Annotated in this window: 21 protein-coding genes and 1 pseudogene; 5 read left to right on the top strand and 17 right to left on the bottom strand. The window is 37.8% G+C overall.

The features are described 5' to 3' along the window. Window positions 1–335 precede the first annotated feature (335 nt). Complete coding sequence (locus H5S39_RS09185) at window positions 336–1,025, top strand: Lreu_0056 family protein (RefSeq protein ID WP_182596872.1); 690 nt, start codon at window positions 336–338, stop codon at window positions 1,023–1,025. A 197-nt stretch (window positions 1,026–1,222) separates the two neighbouring features. Here H5S39_RS09185 and H5S39_RS09180 read toward each other — a convergent pair whose 3' ends face one another. Next, on the bottom strand, window positions 1,223–1,825 hold the full coding sequence (locus tag H5S39_RS09180) for an LPXTG cell wall anchor domain-containing protein (protein ID WP_182596871.1): 603 nt from the start codon (window positions 1,823–1,825) through the stop codon (window positions 1,223–1,225). Between the two features lie 218 nt (window positions 1,826–2,043). Here H5S39_RS09180 and H5S39_RS09175 point away from each other — a divergent pair, with 218 nt between their 5' ends. Continuing rightward, window positions 2,044–3,081: an Rpn family recombination-promoting nuclease/putative transposase gene (locus tag H5S39_RS09175; RefSeq protein ID WP_182596870.1), complete on the top strand. Its 1,038-nt coding sequence runs from the start codon at window positions 2,044–2,046 to the stop codon at window positions 3,079–3,081. Window positions 3,082–3,142: 61 nt separating this feature from the next. On the opposite strand, the gene H5S39_RS09170 is transcribed toward H5S39_RS09175, so the two are convergent. The 3 genes from H5S39_RS09170 to H5S39_RS09160 are packed head-to-tail and all read right to left on the bottom strand — an operon-like array spanning window position 3,143 to window position 5,722. Continuing rightward, on the bottom strand, window positions 3,143–3,697 hold the full coding sequence (locus H5S39_RS09170; RefSeq protein ID WP_182596869.1) for a class I SAM-dependent methyltransferase: 555 nt from the start codon (window positions 3,695–3,697) through the stop codon (window positions 3,143–3,145). Between the two features lie 20 nt (window positions 3,698–3,717). Beyond that, window positions 3,718–4,386 carry a potassium channel family protein gene (locus H5S39_RS09165; protein WP_182596868.1) on the bottom strand — a complete coding sequence of 223 codons (669 nt, stop codon included), beginning with the start codon at window positions 4,384–4,386 and terminating at the stop codon, window positions 3,718–3,720. Beyond that, window positions 4,379–5,722: a TrkH family potassium uptake protein gene (locus H5S39_RS09160; RefSeq protein WP_182596867.1), complete on the bottom strand. Its 1,344-nt coding sequence runs from the start codon at window positions 5,720–5,722 to the stop codon at window positions 4,379–4,381. The genes H5S39_RS09165 and H5S39_RS09160 overlap by 8 nt, the downstream gene beginning before the upstream one ends. A gap of 152 nt (window positions 5,723–5,874) precedes the next feature. Between H5S39_RS09160 and H5S39_RS09155 the strand changes: the two genes are divergently transcribed. After that, a complete protein-coding gene (locus H5S39_RS09155) occupies window positions 5,875–7,647 on the top strand; it encodes an oleate hydratase (protein ID WP_182596866.1) in 1,773 nt (590 codons plus the stop codon). 118 nt (window positions 7,648–7,765) lie between these two features. Beyond that, entirely contained in the window at window positions 7,766–8,530 is a 765-nt protein-coding gene (locus H5S39_RS09150) for an NADPH-dependent oxidoreductase (RefSeq protein WP_182596865.1), read from the top strand. Here H5S39_RS09150 and H5S39_RS09145 read toward each other — a convergent pair. The 9 genes and pseudogenes from H5S39_RS09145 to H5S39_RS09105 all read right to left on the bottom strand — a co-directional run bounded on the left by H5S39_RS09145 (window position 8,527) and on the right by H5S39_RS09105 (window position 18,501). After that, window positions 8,527–9,657, bottom strand: coding sequence for a glycosyl hydrolase family 8 (locus tag H5S39_RS09145; RefSeq protein WP_182596864.1), 1,131 nt, complete (start codon window positions 9,655–9,657; stop codon window positions 8,527–8,529). The genes H5S39_RS09150 and H5S39_RS09145 overlap by 4 nt on opposite strands. A gap of 24 nt (window positions 9,658–9,681) precedes the next feature. After that, entirely contained in the window at window positions 9,682–10,989 is a 1,308-nt protein-coding gene (locus tag H5S39_RS09140) for a glycosyltransferase family 2 protein (protein ID WP_182596863.1), read from the bottom strand. A 143-nt stretch (window positions 10,990–11,132) separates the two neighbouring features. Next, window positions 11,133–11,996 (bottom strand): annotated as a pseudogene (locus tag H5S39_RS11715) (hypothetical protein). A 1,171-nt stretch (window positions 11,997–13,167) separates the two neighbouring features. Further along, window positions 13,168–14,343, bottom strand: coding sequence for an ATP-binding protein (locus H5S39_RS09130; RefSeq protein WP_231832881.1), 1,176 nt, complete (start codon window positions 14,341–14,343; stop codon window positions 13,168–13,170). 15 nt (window positions 14,344–14,358) lie between these two features. After that, on the bottom strand, window positions 14,359–15,066 hold the full coding sequence (phoU, locus tag H5S39_RS09125) for a phosphate signaling complex protein PhoU (RefSeq protein WP_182596862.1): 708 nt from the start codon (window positions 15,064–15,066) through the stop codon (window positions 14,359–14,361). Window positions 15,067–15,079: 13 nt separating this feature from the next. Next, window positions 15,080–15,835, bottom strand: a complete 756-nt coding sequence (pstB, locus tag H5S39_RS09120) for a phosphate ABC transporter ATP-binding protein PstB (protein ID WP_182596861.1) — start codon at window positions 15,833–15,835, stop codon at window positions 15,080–15,082. Between the two features lie 11 nt (window positions 15,836–15,846). Next, on the bottom strand, window positions 15,847–16,728 hold the full coding sequence (gene pstA, locus H5S39_RS09115; protein ID WP_182596860.1) for a phosphate ABC transporter permease PstA: 882 nt from the start codon (window positions 16,726–16,728) through the stop codon (window positions 15,847–15,849). Beyond that, window positions 16,728–17,627 carry a phosphate ABC transporter permease subunit PstC gene (pstC, locus tag H5S39_RS09110; protein ID WP_182596859.1) on the bottom strand — a complete coding sequence of 300 codons (900 nt, stop codon included), beginning with the start codon at window positions 17,625–17,627 and terminating at the stop codon, window positions 16,728–16,730. The genes pstA and pstC overlap by 1 nt, the downstream gene beginning before the upstream one ends. A gap of 1 nt (window position 17,628) precedes the next feature. Beyond that, window positions 17,629–18,501 (bottom strand): phosphate ABC transporter substrate-binding protein, encoded by an 873-nt coding sequence (locus tag H5S39_RS09105; protein WP_182596858.1) that lies wholly within the window; start codon window positions 18,499–18,501, stop codon window positions 17,629–17,631. Window positions 18,502–18,626: 125 nt separating this feature from the next. Between H5S39_RS09105 and H5S39_RS09100 the strand changes: the two genes are divergently transcribed. After that, window positions 18,627–19,334, top strand: a complete 708-nt coding sequence (locus H5S39_RS09100) for a winged helix-turn-helix transcriptional regulator (protein WP_182596857.1) — start codon at window positions 18,627–18,629, stop codon at window positions 19,332–19,334. Between the two features lie 65 nt (window positions 19,335–19,399). Here the strand turns inward: H5S39_RS09100 and H5S39_RS09095 are convergent, their stop codons facing one another. Genes H5S39_RS09095 through H5S39_RS09080 form a run of 4 tightly spaced genes read right to left on the bottom strand, consistent with a single transcriptional unit; the run spans window position 19,400 to window position 22,391 of the window. After that, complete coding sequence (locus H5S39_RS09095; protein WP_182596856.1) at window positions 19,400–20,125, bottom strand: energy-coupling factor ABC transporter ATP-binding protein; 726 nt, start codon at window positions 20,123–20,125, stop codon at window positions 19,400–19,402. Then, window positions 20,122–20,970 carry an energy-coupling factor transporter transmembrane component T gene (locus tag H5S39_RS09090; protein ID WP_182596855.1) on the bottom strand — a complete coding sequence of 283 codons (849 nt, stop codon included), beginning with the start codon at window positions 20,968–20,970 and terminating at the stop codon, window positions 20,122–20,124. The genes H5S39_RS09095 and H5S39_RS09090 overlap by 4 nt, the downstream gene beginning before the upstream one ends. Continuing rightward, window positions 20,939–21,952: a cobalt transporter CbiM gene (gene cbiM, locus H5S39_RS09085; RefSeq protein ID WP_182596854.1), complete on the bottom strand. Its 1,014-nt coding sequence runs from the start codon at window positions 21,950–21,952 to the stop codon at window positions 20,939–20,941. The genes H5S39_RS09090 and cbiM overlap by 32 nt, the downstream gene beginning before the upstream one ends. Window positions 21,953–21,980: 28 nt before the next feature. Continuing rightward, complete coding sequence (locus H5S39_RS09080; protein WP_182596853.1) at window positions 21,981–22,391, bottom strand: fluoride efflux transporter FluC; 411 nt, start codon at window positions 22,389–22,391, stop codon at window positions 21,981–21,983. Window positions 22,392–22,404 lie beyond the last annotated feature (13 nt).

Here is a 22,404-nt window from a genome sequence, read left to right as displayed (position 1 = left end):
CCCCCCCCCCAGTTAATGCGGTAGCAATAACAGCAGTGGTAGTTAGAAATTTTTTGGTATTTTTCATCATACATTGCTCCCCATAATAAATAATTTATCTTTTGCTATCTAAATCTTTTTTATTTTGCTTACAATTAAGTATTTTAAGAGAGTTATCGTTCTTATCAACCACTTTTCAGGAAACACTTATTATTTTCAGGAATCTGATTGAGATATAATTCGACTATTACTACTTTTTACTGAACCTAACTGCCTTTTCCTGAAAAGCTATTTATTTTAACTCTGATAAACATATACTATATTTCTGATAACATATTTTGGGAGAGTAATTGAATATGAAAAAAATTATTGCAATTAGCATGACACTACTAGCAGGAATTAGCCTTGCTGCCTGTAGCAATGATTCTTCAGACGGGAAAGTGGACTCATCTACCTCAAGTGCTAAGAAAACGAGCCAACCACAACAATCACCTGTACGGCAGAAGAACTCCTCTTCAGCAAGCTCCAGTGAAAAAACTACTAGTTTATCTGACCCGAAGATTATCGGAGTTCTTGCCTATCAAGAAGTATTTGGCAGTGCGCCAAGTCCTAGCGATGAACTATCCTTTGGTACAAATACTAGTAATAGTAATGGGAATAATGGCCAATACCTGGTCAGTTCAGGATCAACTGTCGGAACATTTTCTTTCTCCATCAATGGCGACCAGGTAACCATCTATAAAATGGATCATTCTGGTGGTGCAAGTGATGCAGAAGCTAGCTATACTTCTTCTACAGTTTCACTTCAAGAGTTAATCAATAAGTACTATAAAACTGATTCACAAAAGAGTAATGCCCAAGCAGTTGCCCAAAGTTTCAAGGGCGGTAATAGTTCTTCGGATAATAGTGATCAAAGCAATTCTGGCGATGACGACAATGATAGTTCATCTGATCAAAACGATGATGATGACGACGATAGTAATTCAGCAGATCAGCCGAGCGATGACCAAAATGTCGATACTAATAATGATGTTGACGATGATTAATCTCTTTTAATTTTTGTTAGACATCCTAAGGTAAAAAATTGTCACTACTTGCTTTTGGGAGAGTAATTAAGTAATAAATTTTAACGATGGTGCAATTCTTTTACCAATATGATTTTGCAACTTAACCAAAAAAATAGAGCCGAACGTAATTGCGTTTGACTCTATTTTTATTTAGAAAAGATAAATTAGATAATTGCTTAAGCCCGCTTCTTCATGTAACCTAAACCAAACATTCCAGCGAGTGTTGCCAAGCCTAAACCAGTTGTGACTGCTGCTTGGGTATTAGCATTACCAGTTTGTGGTAAAGTCTTCATCCCATTGTCAGCCTTAACTGGTGTAACATTTGATGTTGCAAGATTAGCTGGAGTAGTCGTCTTAGCACTTGCCACCTTATTAGTTACAACAGTGGCTTGATTATTTTGAGCAGTACTATTACTTTGCACTGAAGTATTACCTTGTGCTGAATTATTCCCGGCACTTACAGTAGCAGTATTTGCACCATTGGTATTTTGACCTTGTGATGGGGTGTTTTGAGCCGGTTGTGACTGGGCGTTACCTTTGTTACCATCGACTTGCTTCATCCATGCTTGTGCTTCAGGATCACCTTGTTCAGCTGCTGATTGTAGGTCGAGCCACGGCGCATTAACAAGCCCCTTCTTATTACCTTCTTCCATTTTCTGGTTCCACTTTGCATTCATTTCATCATAAGTAGCAGCATGAGCTGTAACAGTCGTAGCACCTAAAGTTAACGCAGCTACTAATGAAACACCTGACAACATCAACTTATTTTTCATATTCATTATAATATCCTCCCATTTCAAATCTTAATCACCCGATAGTGATTACAAGCCGATAATATTATTTTTTCGGGGGGGGAGCAATACCCTTTCAGCGAATTCTCCTTAGCTTCAGCAATCAACTTTTCCGTCCCTTAAATAAAATAATGCAATCGCTAATTTATTACGTATATATATTATTAGAGGGTGTTCCTCTGATTCTATATAATAGGAGAACATGGATGAACAACGAATTAACATTACGTAAAAGATGGGAAAATGCTGATCTAACTGATGATTATATCTTCAATAAGGTTATGCTTGATAAGGATATTTGTCTGGAATTATTGCGTAGGATTTTGCCGACCTTAAACATAAAAGACATTCAGTTTCCTAATAACCAGCAAGAACTTGCACCCGCACCAGATGCAAAAGCAGTTCGCTTTGATATTTACACCACCGATGAGCATAATAATCACTACGATATTGAAATGCAAGTCGTCAACAAACACAATCTCGCCAAACGGATTCGGTACTACCAAGCAGCTAGTACGATGGAGTCATACGATAAGGGAAAGAGCTATGATACCGCTGATGATTCCTATGTTATTTTCTTTTGTAATTTTGATCCCTTTAATCTTGGCTTCCAACGCTATACCTTACATAAACATATTGACAACGCCCCAGAGCATATCGTTTGCGACGGTCAATCCGATATCTTATTCAACATTCCCTCAACCAAGCACGAGGTTGATACTAAAATGCAGGCAGTTCTTGATATAATTGCACAGCGGAAAGTTGAAACGCCGGATAATCTTGTCGTAAAATTAAGAGAAAGGATGGAGAAAGTAAAGCAGAACCGGAAATGGAGGGCGGAATATATGCGACTCTCAATGTATGAAATGGATCAACAAATCAGAGAAGAGAAAATGAAAAAGCAAAGAGAAGAGATAATGCAGCTGGAAAAAGAAATAGAAAAGCAAAGAGAAGAGACAATGCAGCAGAAAGCGGAGATGGAGAAACAAAGAGATGAAATAGAAAAGCAGAAAGAAGCGATGGAGAAACAGAAAGAGCAAATGGCAAAGGGACAAGCTGAATTAACCAAAGAGCAAGGTAAATTAGTAGCAAGCTGGAATAATTTAAAAGAGTCACAAGAAAATGCAATTCATAATTTTATTAAAGGTTTGCAAGATGCTGGAATCGATAATAATAGCATCAAAAAAAGCGTTAAAAGTAGTTTTAACTTAGATGATAAGCAAGTCGAAAAGTATTTAAACTAATAAATAAAAATGGTGATTAATATGGGTAAATACCGCAAATTATAATCACCATTTTATTATTTTAATTTCTTTTAACCACCATTATTTTACTGCTACCAATTCGTTTTATAAGAACGTTTTTAAATCCATAATATTCTAGCAAACGATGATAATCATTAAGGTGGCTTGAATTAATGATAAAGATCGTCCCATCAACATTTAAGATTCGAATTGCTTCCTGTAAAATGCGTTGGCGAGTAATTGCTGGTTTTATTTGCTGAAGATTATTAATAATTACATAGTTAACTGAATGGTCCTTGAAACCTAGATTGGCCACGTCATCCGTTATAATCTCTGCACGATCTGCCACAGCTGCTGCTTGAATCTTGCTTTTTAACTTCTGCGCTTGCTTAACATCGCCTACTACTTCAAAGATTTTACTCGATGTTACCAACTGTTGGGCAATTGTCACAATATTTTTCCCATTGTTGACTAGCATATCAACGACTTTAATATCATTTTTTGCCCTTAATTCATTATTAATTACTTTCCACGCTAATTGTTTTTGAAACATCCCCCAAGCACTAGCAAGGATTATAACAGCAATAATCGCGATAATCAAAACTATAATTCTCAATTCTCTTCACCTAATTATAATTAACTAACAATATCGTTTAGCTTCCGAATATCCTTTATATTACCAACAACTGTAATCTTATCATGAGGCTGAATAACGTCATTTGCTTGCGGCATCTGGTTAACCTCATCGTCCTTGCTAACGATAATAATTACATTAACATTATAGCGATTCCGAAAATCGAGTTCATCAAGCGTTTTGCCAAAGAATTTTGGATTATTAATATTAACTTCTGCTAATGTAATTTCCTTACTCAAGGTAACATAGTCAACTACACTTGGGTTTAACTGCTGGAAAATTAATCGTTTAGCCAAATCATGCTCCGGACGTACAACCATGTCAGCGCCAACCCGCTCCAAGACTCGAGCATGATTAACATTTTCCGCTCGGCAAATCACATCTGGTGCTCCTAACTCTTTTGCAATTAGAGTTGCCATGATACTAGCTTCAACATTCTTCCCAATTGAAATATACACGTGGTCAAAACTACCAATATCAAGGTCCCGCAGTGCATCCTCATCTTGTGCATCTGCAATCACCGCACGCATAACTGAACCAGCAAATTCATTAACAACCTCCTCGTTAGCATCGATTGCCAACACTTCCTGGCCTGCTTGCACTAGGGCTTCACATATCGATGCTCCAAACTGACCAATTCCAATAACAGCATAACTTTCTTTTTTAGCCAATTAACACACTCTCCTCTGGATATCGATAATTCTTTGTGGCAGAATTTGCATTTAAAATTGAGAACATAACTGTATAGATCCCAACCCGCCCAACAAACATTAAGAACATAATAATTAATTGTCCAAGCAGATTAAGGTGGGTTGTTATTCCCAATGAAATTCCCGTTGTTCCAAACGCCGCAACCGCTTCAAAAGTAACGTATGCAAGCGAATCGTGCTTCGGTAGGTCCTGCGTTTCAACCAAAAGTAAAATTGAAACTAATAAAATAAATAACGCAACAAATAACAAGGTCAATGCCCGATAAATATTTTCCTGCGTAAAACGCCGGTGAGCAAAAGTAGTATCCCGCTGCCCGCGTAACGTTGCAAAACTCTGGATTGTCAATAAACCAATTGTCGTTGTCTTTACACCACCCGCAGTTGATCCTGGCGTTCCCCCAATAAACATTAAAATAACCGTGAATGCAATTCCAGCAGCACTCAGTTCCGTATATGGAAAAGTTACTAAACCTGCCGTCCGTGGAGTAATTGCCATAAAGATCGTGTTGATAATTCGGTGCGAAAAACTCAACTTATCACTTAACTGGGCAAGATTCTTTTCTGTAATAAAGTAAACAATAATCGATAAAACAAATAAAACTGCCCCAGTGCGTAAAGCAAGCTGAGTATGTAACGATAACCGATGGTATTTAGGATAATTTAAAATATCTTTCCATACTAAAAAGCCAAGAGAGCCTGCAACAATCAATACTGCCAACACACAAAGCATGTAAGAATCATTCGCATAATTAGCAATACTATTATCAAATAAGTCAAAGCCCGCGTTACAAAAAGCAGAAATTGAATGAAATATACTAAACCATATTCCCTTTTTCAACCCATAACGGGGATAAAAATCAAAAAACAAAAAAATACTACCGGTTAGCTGAATCAGCAATGAAAGTTTGATAATCAGATACACTACATTTAGCTGTGACAAGTGATCAAGATTTAGTGCTTCCTGGGTCAGCAATCGTGTCGACATCCGCATTCTTTGCCGAACAAGTAGTGACATCATAACTGCGAAGGTCATAAATCCTAACCCACCAATTTCTATTAAAATTGCAATTACAATTTGACCAAATAATGTCCAATGAGTTGCCGTACTAACTAGGGTTAATCCGGTAACACAGGTCGCACTCGTTGATGTGAAAAAAGCGGTCATAAAATTAGTCGTTTCACCAGTGCGGGTCGCAAATGGTAATGAAAGTAAAATAGTTCCCATAAGGATAACAATAAGGAAACCAAAAGTAAGTATTTTGGGAAATGTATACTTATGCTTATTTATTTCAATCACTTCTAACCCTCCTCCAATAATATTACTCAACTAATTATAAGCGTTTTTAATAAATTCTGTACCCTGAATTTATTTCCCAGGAAATCATTCTTAGAAAGCGATACAATGTTAGTGGATACATGTACTGTTTTTGTCTGGAAGGAGACGTTTTTATGTACTATTCTAATGGAAACTATGAAGCCTTTGCCCGGCCACGCAAACCAGCCGGCGTTGATAAAAAACACGCTTATATCATTGGTGCCGGATTAGCCGGACTTTCTGCCGCCGTCTTCTTAATAAGGGATGCACAAATGCCCGGTGAAAATATTCATATTTTTGAAGAACTGCCAATTGCCGGTGGTTCATTAGATGGTCAAGATCGCCCTGATGTTGGCTTTGTTACCCGTGGTGGTCGAGAAATGGAAAACCATTTTGAATGTATGTGGGATATGTACCGCTCAATTCCATCATTAGAAATTCCCGGTGCATCTTACCTCGATGAATATTACTGGCTAGATAAAGATGACCCCAATAGTTCTAACTGTCGTTTAACTTATAACCGTGGTAATGAAGTTCCAACAGACGGCAAGTACCTCCTTGGAAAGTCGACTAAGGAACTAATGAAATTAATTCTTACACCTGAAGACCAACTCGGTGACCTTACAATTGGCGACTACTTCTCAGAAGATTTCTTTAAGAGTAATTTCTGGATCTATTGGTCAACAATGTTTGCTTTTGAAAAGTGGCATTCCCTCGCTGAAATGCGGCGGTATGCAATGCGTTTTATTCACCATATTGACGGTTTGCCTGATTTTACTGCCCTTAAATTTAATAAGTATAACCAGTATGAATCAATGACCAAACCGCTTCTTGCTTACCTTAAAGATCACGGGGTTAAGTTTGAATATAATACCCAAGTTCAAAATGTTCTTATTGATACCAAAAATGGCGAAAAGCATGCTAAGAAAATTATTCTCAAGCAGGATAACGAAGACAAGACAATTGACCTTACTGATGATGATATTGTCTTTGTCACTAACGGTTCCATCACCGAAAGTTCAAACTATGGCAGTCACCACCAAGTTGCCCAGCCAACTAGTGCATTAGGTGGTAGCTGGAAGCTTTGGGAAAATATTGCAAAACAATCTCCAGCATTTGGTCATCCTGACGTCTTTTGCAAAAATATTCCTAACCGTAGCTGGTTTATCTCGGCAACAGCCACAATTAAAAATCCACAGGTAGAACCATACATTGAACGATTAACTAAACGTGACCTTCACGATGGAAAAGTAAACACTGGTGGAATTATTACTGTTACAGATTCTAACTGGATGCTTAGTTGGACAATCCACCGTCAACCACACTTTAAGAACCAAAAACCTAATGAAACAATCGTTTGGATTTATGGCCTTTACTCGGACACAGAAGGTAATTATATCAAGAAACGAATTGTCGATTGTACCGGCGAAGAAATTACCAAGGAATGGCTTTACCACCTCGGCGTACCAGAAGCATTAATTGATGAATTAGCAGCAGAAGAATCTATCAATACCGTTCCTGTATATATGCCATTCATTACTAGCTACTTTATGCCAAGAGTTAAAGGCGACCGTCCTGATGTCGTTCCTCAGGGTTCTGCAAACTTAGCCTTTATCGGTAATTTTGCAGAATCCCCAACCCGTGATACTGTCTTCACGACTGAATATTCTGTCCGAACAGCAATGGAAGCTGTCTACTCCCTGTTAAATGTTGACCGCGGAGTCCCTGAAGTCTTTAACTCCATTTATGATATTCGTGAACTTATCCGGGCAATGTACTATATGAATGACAAAAAGCCACTTGAGGATATGGACCTACCAATTCCAAAACTTATTGAAAAGCCACTATTAAGGAAAATTAAAAAGAATTGGATTGGTGAATTAATGAAAGAACAGCACCTACTGTAATGCAGCAAACGCCAAAAATTGGCTAAGAGCCAGTTTTTGACGTTTGTTTTCAATCTCGTCAAAGTAGGATAACTATTTTTTTCAACTATTATCTTATTTTTACAAAGGAGTCATCATCATGATTAAAAATAGTACAATTAATCATCAACTTAACCACCGGACAATTCGGGCCTTTAAATCAAAAACACTTACTAAGGAACAATTGAATATTCTTTATTCCGTTGCTAGCCATACTCCCACTAGTATGTTTATGCAACAAATGTCGATCATGCATATTACTGATCCCGACAAGCGAACAGCAATTCGAGAAGTCAGCAAGCAGCCATACGTAGGCGCAAATGGCGATCTCTTTATCTTTCTCGTAGACCTTTATCGTAACCAGCAGATTCGTCATCAAAAGGGTAAAGACGACGGGCGTTTACACACCGCTGATATCTTCTTTCAAGGAGTCGATGACGCGATTATGGCAGCCCAAAATGTCATCGTTGCTGCAGAAAGTATGGACCTAGGCGTTGTCCCCCTCGGTTCAATCAAAAATGATCCGCAAAAATTAATTGATATTCTTGACTTACCGAAAATGACTTTTCCGGTCCTAGGTTTACAAATCGGTATTCCTGACCAGCAACCACAATTAAAGCCACGATTGCCTTTAAAATTTACCACATTCGACAATTCTTATCCTCGTGATGTCAATATTGACGACTTAAAAGATTACGACCAAATAGTCACAACCTATTACGACCTCCGTGATGCCAATCGACGCGTCGATTCATTTACCAACCAAATTGCGGGGCCAAAACTTGACCAGCATTATACTAAACGCGATGAAATCATGAAAGTTTTACATCAGCAAGGTCTCTGCACAGATGAAAATATCGGTTAATTTATTCCTCCTAATGCGGCTAACGTTGTTAATGTCGCATCATAATAATTCTTTGTTGTCACTGGTCTGCTAAAAATATACTTTTGACTAGCAAATAGATTATCATAACCCTTATTACGGTTATAGCTGACAGCATAGAAAATTGGGGCACTAAAGCTGTTTGACTGATATTTTACTAAACGATGGCCGTCTAATGAATACCCTGCTGTAATGTAATACTGATCACTAAAGAACTTCATCATTTTAGTTAAGACTTTTTGGGCACGTGGATCATTACTTTGAGCAAGCATCATCGGTACACGACAAGCGTTCGCCCCATAGTCTCCATCATGAGCACTCGCGACGGTCCGTGGTTTTACTGCAATAGTAGTATTGTGATACGCCCATGCAAAATCTGGAACAAGTCCCGTCCGATGCTGGTTACTTAATGCGACAAGACGATCAAGCATATTATCTTTAACAATTTGCCATTGAATATCATGACTTCTTTCATAAAGATCATCGAATACTTCCGGCATAACATCTGATGTCCGTAATAAATAATAATACTTTGAATCTTTTGAAACCCAATCACCAACTGTTAACGTTTGTGTGGTTGGGTTATATTCATATCGTAAAATATCTGCAGCAATTTTACACTCTAATTTTTGATAATAAGCTGATTGCTCGGGCCATATTGTTGCCGCATGGTGAAGAGCTGCTGCAATATATAAATCACCATCCGTAGCACTATTAGAATCGTTTACCCATTTTCCTTGCTTATCATAAGTCTGCCGCCATGACATTAAATAAGTTTGATGATTATTTACGTAATCACGATGCGCTAAATAATAATTTAATAACTTTTCAAAATCCTTTTGGCTCGCCCATCCCTTTTCTCCAGCATATGCAACAATCTGAAGGCCATATCCCTGCGCTTCCGATAAAGCAATCGGCTTCGTCTTATTATTACTTGTATTAACAAAAGCCTGGCTGTCATTCTTAGTTATTAAATATCCACTACGCCAACGATTATAGGCTTGGTGTTGAATATATTCTGGATTTTTGATCCGTATAAATATGAGCGTTGTAGTGTACAAAAGTACGACTAAAATTGTTAATAACCATATATATATCGGGCGTTTCATCCCCATTCTCTCCTCAATCTATTTTTAATCAGCGAATCTTTTAGTTTTTATCCATTTTGTTCCGTCACGGTGTAGCAACTTATCCATACTTACTGAAATTACCGCATTAATTGAAACAACAATAAATAGTTGTGAATACGTAAAATATGATGCAAGCGCTAGCCAAATTTGTTGATTTGTTGCCTGACCAAATTGAGTTGCTGAGGCCGTTGTAATTTGCAATACATATAGAATAATCATCAGCAACCAATTGAATAGCAATAACTGCGCAATAAGAATATTACTTTCACCAAATGTAAATGGAATTAACACGTGTGGATTAAATATATGGATAATCCAAGAAACAACATTAGCGATAAAAATAACATCAGATAGGACAATTGCAGCGTTAAACCAGAAAAAGGTACAAGAATAGTAAAATGTTTCTAACTTTACCCGCCAATTACTATGGTCAAATAAATGCTTAAAATTTTTTAAGACAACTTGATAATTTCCCTTTGCCCACCTTAAGCGTTGATAATAATAATCACTTAACCGCTCAGGTTCTTGCTGAAATGCTTCGGAATTATAAGCCAAGGCAATTAACTTTCCACTTTGCATAATTTTAAATGAAATGTCAGTATCCTCGGTTAGCGCGCCGTTTTCCCATCCACCAATCGATTTAACATATTCTTTTTTTATAATAAAATTAGTTCCTGGAATTCGGCCGATTTTAAATAAATGCCAAATAGCACAATGCTGGATTCGCTGAGTAACGACAATTTCTTGGTTAATACACCGGGTCAAAAAGTTTTGTTTAGCATTTCGTGTTTTATTTCGACCAAAAACAGCCACATATTTTTCCGGGTTCTCTAATCCCTTACGGACTAAAAAGTACAAGGCATTCTTTTCTGGCATTGCATCTGCATCATAAACTGCAATATACTCGCCCTTAGCAATTTTAAGGGCATCATTTAAAACACCAGCTTTTCCGCCTTGACCATGACGCACAATCACTCGGGCATCACGCTGTTTGTATTTAATCATCTGTAAAACTGCTTTTGCTCTTCTTGCAGTCTGATCGCTACAATTATCCGCAAAAATCAGCAACTCTATTTTGTCAGCTGGATAATTTAAATCTAATATCGCCTTAGTTGTCTGCGCAATCACAATTTCTTCATTATGTGCAGGAACAACAACCGTAACTAACGGATAGCGGTCTAGAGGTTTGATATCGACAATTTTCTTACTATGTACTAGCCAAAAGTGAACTGCCCCTGCGATTGTCAATGAGGCCATTAACAACGAACTCCAAATCGATAATAGCGTTATAATCATTATTAATTCTTGCATTATCTTTTGTCATCCCTATTAGTGTGTAAAGTTGTATACTCAACTCGAAAATAGATTATCCATTGGAAAATTGCAAAAATCATTGCTAACACAAAAAAGATAAGCGTAATAATAAGTGCTAGCCAAAAAAATAACCGGACCATTTATTCACGAACTCCTTTTAAATATTCAACAACAATATCAGTTTCCATATCTCGTTCAAGATGACGCATCGCACTATCTAATGTCTTAAATGATGTTACATTAAGGTCATCCACCTTTAAATGCCCCCATTTAAATTGGGGCGTTGCATTACCAATTTGCAAATCCGCAAGTCCTTCCCGCGTACTTTGGTTCTGGTAAGCAAAAGTAATATTAGGCAAGTGATATGACAAAATTAAAAATGTTCCATTTCCCAGGTAATATAATGCTTCTGAAGGCAGTCGCCGTTCCTTTAATACTCGTGCAATTTGTTGGAGAGCACGGTTCTAATCATCGTGATGAAATTGCCGAATTTGTTGACTATGGACCCAGTGAATTGCAGTAACATCGATCCATAAGTCAGCGACCTGTTCTTTAATAATAAAGCTAATTTCTTTCTGGTAGATTTTATTAGCATTATATCCAGTCTGAAGTTTTACAATCTGGTTATAGTAGGCAGCATAACTCTCAATATCTTGGCGGTTACGATCTAACCATCCCCATTCGCCAATTATGTAACGACTAAAATAAGCTAACGTAGCCATCAACGGAAAAGCTGCCAGTAATGCTAACTTTAATGGTGTCTCCATTACGATATATCCCAATAATAAGATTGCACTACCAATCGTCGTCAATCCAATAATCAACCAAGTAATAATAATATTAGGAACCAAGCTTCCCACAATCAATCCTAAAATAATCATTACCATCATCGCTGTGGTCACGAACTGTGCAAATTGTCCGGCCCACCACATCATTAAGACAACAATAATGATGACTGAACAAAGCGCGGTAATTCCCGCTTCTACAACATGATGTCGAATCATAGCTCTTTCCCTCCCGTTAAAATGAGCAGCTAATATCTTAGCATAAGTTTTTTCTCTTTTCACTAGTTTAAAGTGTTGGTATATCAGCATTTTAAACCACTTTGTGAATCTACTTATCATTTTATAATGTACTAATTTCCATTATAAAATCGTCTTTGTATAATATTTAAATTTATAAACAAGTAAAACAAATTTGTTTATTTTTGTAGTTTGATAAGTAAATTCCATTTTTACACAAAAAACCTGACTTTACTTGGTGCAAGAAAGTCAGGTTTTCTATTAATTAAACTCTATCATGAAACAAATAATGTTGTTGATGTTAATTGGATAAAGGGATGCGCTTGTTTCAATGATAAGTTTTTATAATATTTAGCTTAAAGCAAACAAGGAGATATCTTGTTTGTAAGTATTATATCACAACAATTGTGAAAGTGTTAACTAATTATTTCAAATATTCAATTTATTTTAGAAAAAGGCTACTATAACAATTATTATAAAAAATATTTAGCAGTGATTTAACTCACAATAGGATAGACAATATCAAAAACATATCGCACATAATACTTGTATGAAAAACTAATTCAAAAGTTTTTGACATATTTAGGCAAATTATTTAACAACTTCAATTATACATATGCCATTTAATATTATTAAAAAATAAAATAAATATTTTTATGCAATCGGTCTTGAAAAAAAAAAAAAAAAAAAGGTATTATTAGGGTGATAAATAGAATTCAATAAATTTATTTAAAAGTAATGGATTTATTAAAGCTGATTACCCCATTTGGTTAGCCAACATATAGAGAATTTACTAACCCCCTTTAGTTATTCTCCTTTGTGTTTTTTATTTATCATTTTCATCTAAGCGAGTTATTTGGGACTCGCTTTGTTAAATAACTTTCAGCATTTGTTAAGTAAACAACCTTTAACCCTATAGCTACCTTTCTTCCTTTATCATAATACTGTTAAAGATTACTAACGCTGCTGTTTCTTATTTAACTTGACCTCTTTTAGTGTTTCTCTGTCTTTTTTTAGAAACGCTGTTGTTTGTCCTTACTAAATAGAATATTCATTAATACGTAATTACAAAGCAATCTCTATTTAGGTAACTCTTTAACTTTCTAATTGTAAAAAAGCAATCCTAACGTTTTTTCGACGTTAAGATTGCTTTTTATTTCCACCAGTTAGGCATGGCTACTTGAACTTTCGTTAGCTGATCGCCTATTTTTAAGCCGGCTTTTCCTACCCCTAATTTTTTTATTTCTACTGGTGAAGTAATGATCCCTAAACTTTTTATCTCATCATTCTCCATTAGCCGGTGAATAACTATATTATTAAACTGTGAACGCAAGCGAGGTGGCAAATCTAGTGGGGATTGAGTTGTCAAAAGTACTTTTAAGTGTAGCTTACGCCCTTCCCGTAATACCTGAAATATCCCATTATCTGCTAGTTTCTCTTCCCTTTGCGGTAAATAGCGATGGGCCTCATCCAATACTACATTTACCGGAATATTCTTTGGTCGTTGCAGCCGCATTTGCAATATCTTTTTCATTAAAAATGAGATTAATACCCGCTGACTCTCTTCATAACCCTTTAGCGCCGATAAATCTATTACCAACGTCCGATGAGTGCTACGCTGATTTAAAAACATGTTGAAAACAAAACTTAACTCTGTCTTAAACTTACCGGGGTGTCGTCGCGTATCAAAGATTGTTGCAAACATTTCGCTAGCTAATCGCTCCCTAATTGTTGTTAAAATATCCCAATTCCTAGCGATTGCTTTACGATCATATTGTTGCCCTAGCAAACGGTAATTTGCATTTTCATTATCATAGGGAATAATAAATTCCTCGATTAACTGCTTAAATAAATCTTGCGCTTGATAATCCATTGCCCACGGCGCTAATTGCGCAAGTTTTTGCTGGTAGCTATCAATTTCCTGGCCACATTTTTTGTATACCCCATCTCGTTCAATAATATTATGTTGGACACGTAGGGCAGTGATTGCTTGGACAAGCTTATTACGAATTTGAGCTGGTAAATGAAGCTGGAGGACCTCTTGAAGCTCATCTGCTGACAATGTTCCCGCTTCAAGGTAGGCATTAACCCCAAGTTGATAGGTAATAGCGTTGGGTAATTGGGCGTATTCCCCAGTAGGGTCAAGAACAATCGTCGTCTGATTAAGAGCCTGAAGTTGATTAAGCAAAGATAATGTTGTCGTTGTTTTACCGCTACCGGTTTGACCAACAACTAGTAAGTGATGCGTAAAAATATCTGCCAACCATGCCCGTTTCACATCACTCCTAATCTCATTTTTAAATAAGAAAGTCTCCTGTGCGCTATTCACCCATAATTACCTCTTTTATTTTTGATTTTCTGCTAGCTTACGACGAACTAATGTCGGATCCGCCTTACCTGGGTTTAATTCTACTAGCTTTCCCGACGCACTGTAAATAATCCATTCAGCTAAATTAACAATGTGATCGCCTGCTCGCTCAAGATTACGAAGAACTACTAAATAACTTTCGTAGGCTTTTACATCTTCTCCTCCTTTTACCAGAGCCTTTATAATTTTCTTTTGAAACTTAACATAAATCAAATCGACTTTTAAGTCATCATTAGCTACTTCATAAGCTACCTGCTCATCGGTATAAACATAGGCATCTAAGATTCTTTCAAGCATTTTTCGAACAACCATCATCATTTGCTCAATCGGCTGCTCAATATCCTCATGATGTTCAAACTTACTCAATGTAATTGCTGCTCGCGCAATATGGGTTGAATAATCACCAAGCCGCTCAATATCAGTACTGGCTTTTAAAATGCTGATAATCTTACGAAAATCGGTTGCAACGGGATTCTGTAATGCCATTAACTTAAGTGCCTGTTTTTCTAGGTGAATCTCTTCATCATTGATTTTCATATCTGTATCTAAAACCTGATTAGCAAGCTCTACATCATGATCGGTAAAAGCTTTGGTTGCTTGATAAATCTGTTCACTTGCATCGATTCCCATTTCCATGAAATGACTACGAAGGCGCTTAAGTTCATCATCAAAAATTGCTCCCATAATTAATTCCCTCCTATCCAAATTTTCCACTAAGATAATCTGCCGTTTGTTGTTGCTGCGGATTCATAAAAACATCAGCAGTTTGATTAAATTCAATTAGCGTTCCCTGATGCATAAAGGCCGTCCAATCTGCTGAACGTGATGCTTGTTGCATATTATGCGTCACCATGATAATAGTAAATTTCTCTTTTAATTGTACTAAAGTATCCTCTATTTGCGAAGTTGAAACAGGATCAAGTGCACTTGTCGGTTCATCCATTAAAATAATCTCCGGTTGAACCGCTAAAGTCCGCGCAATACAAAGACGTTGTTGCTGCCCTCCTGAAAGCGCCAGAGCACTACCCTTCAATTGATCTTTCACCTCATCCCATAGCGCTGCCTGACGAAGACTTTCTTCAACCCGTTGGTCAAGAACTTGTCTATCTTTTACCCCCGCCAGCCGAAGACCGTAAATAACATTTTCATATATGGAAAGAGGGAAGGGCGTCGGCTGCTGAAAGACCATCCCAATCTGTTGCCGAATTCGATATACATTCACTTTAGATTGGTTAATATTTATTTCATGAAAATTAATTTCACCGTTAACCGTTGCTAAATCATCATTCATCCGGTTTAGACTCCGCAATAACGTCGATTTACCTGACCCCGAAGCCCCGATTAGTGCTGTTATTTTATTTCGGGGAAATTTCATTGAAACATTATGAACAACATGTTTTTCCCCATACAAAACTTCTAAATTTTTTATTTCAAGGGCAATTGAATTTTGCATTTTCATTATCCTCACTTTACTAGTCGTCGCTTAATTAAGTAGCCAATATACCTGGCAAGTAAATTAAAAATTAAAATTGTTAAAATTAAGACAGCTACTGATCCATTAGACACCGCACGTGCATCGGGCACCAATCCTTCACTGTTAACTTTCCAAATATGAACAGCGAGTGTTTCTGCAGGACGCAGCGGGTTTAAAAAGCTTGTTGGACTAAATGGATTCCAATCGGTATAACTAATGGCTGGTGAACTTTGCCCAGCCGTATAAATTAACGCCGCCGCCTCGCCAAAAATTCGGCCGGCACTCAAGATAGCTCCGGTAATAATCCCTGGTAATGCTGCGGGTAAAACAATCTTGGTAGTAACATGCCATTTTGACATCCCCAATCCTAGCCCTGCTTGCCGTTGTAGATATGGCACCTGGCGAAGGGCATCTTCACAGGCCCGCGTTAAAATTGGCAAATTAAGAATTGTTAATGATAATGCACCCGCAAGCAATGAAAAGTCTAACCCCCATTGCAATACAAATATTAGGTAGCCAAATAATCCAATAACTACTGACGGTAAAGAGCTTAATACCTCGATCGCTAGCCGGAGAAAACTAGTCCAACGGTTATCCGGTGCATACTCACTAAGATAAATTGCTGCACACAATGCTAACGGAATTGAAACTAAGAGGGTTAACACTACTAAATATAGCGAGTTAAACAGTTGGTCACGAATTCCACCACCACTCTTAAAGGATTCAGCACTACTAGTTAAAAAGTGCCATGAAATGTGAGGAAGTCCTGATAACAATAAATATGCTAATAAGGCAAGTAAAATTAAACCCACCATCCCAGTCAAGGTCAAAATGATAATTGTTGCCAGACGATCAATTCTTTCTGGACGCATTATTTCGCTCCCTTCCGGCTAACTAGCCGCATTAATAAATTAAAGGCTAACGACATCACTAATAAAATCAATGCCAGTGACCACAACGCATTATTTGAAATTGTCCCCATTACCGTATTTCCAATCCCCGTTGTCAAAACACTAGTAAGTGTAGCCGCCGAGTGCATTAAGCCCGTTGGCATTACCGTTGTGTTTCCAATCACCATTTGGACTGCCAACGCTTCGCCAAACGCCCTAGCCATTCCAAACACCATTGCCGTTAAAATGCCACTTCTAGCACTTGGAATAATTACCCGGGAAATGGTTTGCCATCGGGTAGCCCCTAACCCTGCAGAAGCATTCCGGTACTGTTTAGGTACCGCCTTGAAACTATCAATCGTCATCGATGTCATTGTTGGTAAAATCATCAAGAATAACACACATGTTGCTGCTAAAATTCCAAAACCGGTCCCACCAAAAAAGCGGCGCAAAAATGGTACGATAACCGTCAAGCCAACGTAACCATATACTACGGACGGGATCCCAACTAGTAGTTCAATTACCGGTTGAAAGAACTTATAGGTCGTTGACGGCAAAATTTCTGTGATGGCAATTGCCACCACAAGTGCTAGCGGCAAGGCAACGATTCCTGACAAGACCGTAACACTAAATGATGTTGCAATCATTGGTAGTGCACCAAATAAGTGCTGACTCGGTGACCAATTTCTTCCCACCAAAAATTGCCATAGCGAATAATGATTTCCAGTAAAAAGAGCAATTCCCTTGAGAGTTAAAAAAACTAAAATTGTCCCTACCAAGCCACCGATTAGGATAATTGCAACATAACTCACTATTTTCCCCGAAAATTCCTGCTTACTTTCAACAGATGGCCGAGTCAATCGATGTCGTAAATTTTCCATATTATTTCCTTTCAGTTACCTTACCGTCTGGTGTTTTTTCGACTTTCATATCGTGAATACTAATGTAACGTGCCGCATTCACTAATGATTTTTGAACCTTTTTACTTTGCATGTATTTAATAAACTTTGCTGTTGCTTTTGAAGGTTGTTTTTGGGTATACATATGCTCATATGACCATAACTTCCACTTATTCGTCGTTACATTTTCTGCTGTTGCTGCTACCCCATCTATATTCACCGCTTGAACTTGGTCATTAAGGTAAGCAAAGGCAATATAACTAATTGCTCCCGGTGTATTATGAACAATCTCCTTAACAGTTCCATTTGAATCCTGCTCTTGAGCATTAATCGCGTGCATTCCAGGCTTTAAAACAGATTGCTCAAAAGCCACCCGTGTTCCACTACCATGTGCACGATTAATCACAGTAATTGGTAAATCAGGACCACCAACTTCTTTCCAGTTCCTAATCTGACCGGTAAAAATTTGTCGGAGTTGGACCATTGTCAGATTCTTTATCCCCAATTGCTCATTTACAACCGGAGCAATTCCTGAAACAGCAACGATATTATCATTTAATTTATGAGCATCAATCCCATCTTGCTGGTCAGCAAAAATATCAGCAGAACCGATATTAACAGCCCCTTCTTGTACCTGGCTTAACCCTGTCCCAGAGCCGCCTCCTTGAACAATAATACTGGTATACGGATGATAATGCTGGTAATCGTTGACAACCGCTTCTGCCAGTGGTTGCAAAGCTGTCGAACCAACAATAGTAACCTTATCTTGTGCCGATTGTTGCTTAGCAAGTGCCCATGATCCACCGAGCCAACAAGCAACCGCAATTAAGGCAATGCTAATAATTAATTTTTTCATTGCTACTCCCTACTAACTTATTAGTTGTATTCACATATTTCGTATGATACAAATAGAGAATAACAAGTCGATGTAAATTTTTAATCTTTGTAATGTAAAGGTTATGTAAATTTTGGAGAATTATTATGGTTAAAAGATTTTTGCTAATGAGTCGGCAAGATGACCTTGTCCAGCAATTACGTATAATATGTAAAAAAGCACACTGGGAATTCGAGCTCGTAACAACCCCGACCGGTTTAGTCGTTGCCCTTGAACAACAGGTAATCAGCGGAATATGGTGGGACATGACCGAAGTAAGTCTTGATACGACAATCGCAACAATGACCCTCATCCGCTCACAGGTTAAAGGGCCAATCACGGTTTTCACTCCGCAAGTTACTAACCGAACTCAACGTAAACTATATCGGGCACAGATCGATGATATTTTACCATTACCTATTAATGCTGAGGTCTTTCGTCCCCTAATTGAACAGCGCCTATGGACTTATCATTATCGCCAGCTTCATGCGCTCCATACTAAGGAAAAATCTAAAGAAACTATTACTACTGCCGGGGCATGGCAGATTAACCGCAAAGATTATACCGTAACTAAAAATAAGCAAATAATTGCCCTTACCCCCAAAGAATTTCAATTACTTTCATACTTGGTTGATCATCGCGGACAAGTTCTTAGTCGAGATCAGCTTGTTGATGGTGTTTGGGGATACGATATATTAGATACTTCACGAATCGTTGACATTCATATTAGCCACCTTCGCGATAAACTAGAAGATGATTCGCAGCATCCCGTTCATTTACTAACGGTTCGCGGCTTTGGTTATAAATTTATTTAAAACAAAAACAGGGTGTTAGTGACAGGCCTTCTGTCAATTAACACTCTGTTTTTATTAAGCAGACACTATAAATTATCCAAATAATCAACGAATTGGGGCATTTTATCTAATTGACTAGCTGTTATTTCCCGGGTAATTGTATGATCCTCGGAAAAAACATAAACCCGATCAACCAATGATCTTATCTGGTTAAAGTGGTGACTAGAAATAATAATTGTTTTCCCAACGCTATGCAATTGGCTAACTATTTGCGAGATTAACGTTCGATACTTAGGTGATAATCCATTAAACGGTTCATCTAATATTATAATATCGGGATTCATTGTTAGTACACTAGCAATGGCAACAAGCTTCTGTTCCCCACCAGATAAGTGATAAGGAACACGATCGCGCAAACGTTCAATCTTCAATAGTTTTAAGCAGTCGGTTACCCGCTGATCAATCTCATGTTGAGGAAGGCCGAGATGCTGCGGACCAAAAGCAACCTCATCAGCCACGCTTGTATTAAATAGTTGAATCTCACTATTTTGAAAGACAAAGCCAAATTTTTGGTAAAATGGACCAGTTTTAGTTGAATCTTTTAAGAACTTCTTATCAATAATTTGGTTATTAAATGTATACTGCCCATTTTCCAAACTAAAGAGACCAACAATCGTCTTTAATAACGTTGACTTTCCAGAGCCGTTCGGACCCATAATACATACGGCGTCCCCACGATTAATCTCGATATCTACATCGTGAAAACCTGTCTGCGTTCCGTAAGTATAAGCGCCATTAGCTATTTTAATCATGCAACCACTCCTCGTATTAAGAAGTATGCAACAACTGCAAATAACAATTCTCCCATACTAATCAAATCATATTTATTCCAGCTAAGCTTCCAACTAGCAACATTATTACTATTATAGCCGCGTAATAACATTGCTTGATAAAGATCGCTGGTCCTTTTCTTGGCCGACAGATAAACCTGGCCAATAATAACACCCAAGACACGTCGATTTACGTGCTGACCAAACGTCCTCAATTTTATACTACTTAATAATTCTTGGATATAAACACCAAGGGTATAGACATATTTCATTGTGATATCAAGGGTTAAAATTATGACACTAGGAAGATGTAGTTGTTCAAGTCCCTGAATAAATTGGGGCCAAGAGGTAATACTCAAGAATATGGAAATATTTAACATGATGAGAGCAACCCGTGCTAAAAACAGGCTAATGTTATTCGCCTGTAACAACAAACTCGGGAGTAATACAATTAGTGAAACGAGCATTAACTTAAAGAGTTTCTTACTAATTGTAATTATTACGGAACCAGGCAAAATAACCAGGTGAACTAACATGAGAATCAAAATTAGCCATAAAAATAAAACCTGTGATGATAAAACAATTAAAATCGTTAAGCCAATTAACTCAATAATCCGCACCCATGGTGAATTTTTAGCAGTATAAACCGGCGTTACACGAGTAAGGAAGGCAACTAATGTCGCAAACTTACTTAAATTATCTTGAACCAACCGTCCCTTGGTTAACTCTACCTGGTGTCTCTCCGGGTTCATCAACCATACCGGGAGTTTTTCTGCTGATTTCGCTTCAGCTTTGCTACTTATTTGTGGCTTTGTTTGTTGAACCATAGATTGACATCAGCACCTTACTTATTAAGAAGAAAATCAAAATTGCCGTAATTGCGCTCAAAATATAGCCAATTGGTAGACTCGTTCCCGGAATAGCATAATCGCCAAATAAAGCCGTATAGTTAAAACCATGACTCATTCCTGCTGGAACTGAATTTGCAATATGTTCTACTTTTAGCCGCTGGAGTAATTCAGTATTATCCCATTCACCAAAAGCCGTTCCACTAGCAAGCAGACCAATTGGTGAAAGGATAACCAATCCAATAATTACATATACCAAATACTTAATTGAACCTTTTTTAGCTTCTTTTTGGCTATTATTATGATAGATTTCATTCGGAGCAACTCGCTTTACAAAAGAGTAAACAACATAGGTGAAAAAGGCCTCAATCCATCCAGCAACTGCTAAGTGAGCAAAACACATTGCTGGAATTGTCACTGCTAATGGATACGGGTTATAGAGAGGGGCCCCACTCGCCGTATGCGCAATAAGCGGTTGGATTCCCAACTCAAAACCAGCCATTAATGCGGCTAGGTTAATCCCGCAGTAAGACCCGATAATCGCTCCTAAACTTGCGTGATGGTGTTTGCGCATAAAATTATAAATCCAATATCCAGTAAACGGCATAATAATCGCCATGTTAAAAATATTTGCACCTAACGCTAATATTCCACCGTCGCCAAATAAAAATGCTTGTAAAATCAAGGCGACGGTCACCGCAATTGACGCGGCATACGGACCAATCAGGATTGCAAGCAGCGTACCTCCGACCGCGTGAGCACTGGTTCCACCTGGTACTGGAACGTTAAACATCATCATTAAAAATGATAATGATGCAGCAATTCCAAGCATTGGCGCGAGTTCGCGGTGCTCTTTAAGCTGAACTTTTACTTTTTTAGCCGAGACCGCCACCACGGGAGCAGCGACTGCAAACATCACTGCACAAGTAGCCGGGCTCAAATAGTTATCTGGAATATGCACTAAAACCCACTCCTTTGACTAACTGTTACTATTTCAACAACTCTTTTCCATACTCTTTGCCCATTACAAGGTAAATACCAAGATAAACAGCAAATAAGCCGAGTAGCATATTAGCTAAAATATAGATAATTCCAACCCAAATATGACTACCGATAAATAATGCTGTTATTCCCTGAGCGAATGAGGAAAAGGTAGTAAGGCCGCCACAAAATCCAGTTGTTACAAACTTATTCCACTTAGGCGAAACAAGCTTTTTCAATACCCACGCAGTAAATAGGCCGATAATAAAGCAACCAAGAGTATTAACAATTAAAACCGCTAGCGGATCAGCAAACGGTGGATTAATATATTGCCCAGCTATTAATTCACTAGCATAGCGGAGGGCACCACCAAAGAAGCAACCTAGACCAACAATGAATAGTTTTATTCCATTTGTCATTCTGCTTTCTCCT

The sequence above is a fragment of the Limosilactobacillus rudii genome, from assembly GCF_014145455.1.
GTDB lineage: Bacteria > Bacillota > Bacilli > Lactobacillales > Lactobacillaceae > Limosilactobacillus > Limosilactobacillus rudii.
The sequence above is the reverse complement of the archived record's forward strand: the minus strand, read 5'-3'. Positions and strand labels throughout refer to the sequence as shown.